The organism is Hungatella sp. SL.1.14 (genome assembly GCF_024460495.1).
GTDB classification, from domain to species: domain Bacteria; phylum Bacillota; class Clostridia; order Lachnospirales; family Lachnospiraceae; genus Hungatella; species Hungatella hathewayi.
The window spans coordinates 1-366 of the sequence record NZ_JANFYJ010000191.1; the positions used below are offsets into that span (position 1 = coordinate 1).

The window sequence follows — 366 nt, forward strand, 5'->3', positions numbered from 1 at the left end:
CAAACGGCTGGGGGTACCTTCGGAGCCCCTGGACGGGCGGTCACGGCTGGCCCTGCTCCACAGCCAGATGCACCCCGCCAGCCGGGAGCCGTTCCGCTTCTCCTGGCAGGACATTCCCAAAACAGGGCTGGGTACCAAAGACTATATCGCCCCGGACAGCTTCGACTTTAGGCAGTCCCGCCTGTTCCGGCTGGGCCAGTATTGGGGCGCGGCTTCCTATTTGCAGATCATGGCTTCGGAGCTCTCCGATAAGCTCCTGGCGGAAATCCTGAAGCTGGACGCAGAGCTGACCGTGACCATGCACATCCAGACGGTGGATCAGCTCAAGGCCATTAAAACGGTAAAAGGCAAGCTGTCCGACATTGG

1 pseudogene is annotated in these 366 nt (G+C 60.7%); it reads left to right on the forward strand.

Annotated features, from left to right (window positions below):
* Nucleotides 1-366: pseudogene (locus NE473_RS30620) on the forward strand (VirB4-like conjugal transfer ATPase, CD1110 family); the annotation flags it as partial.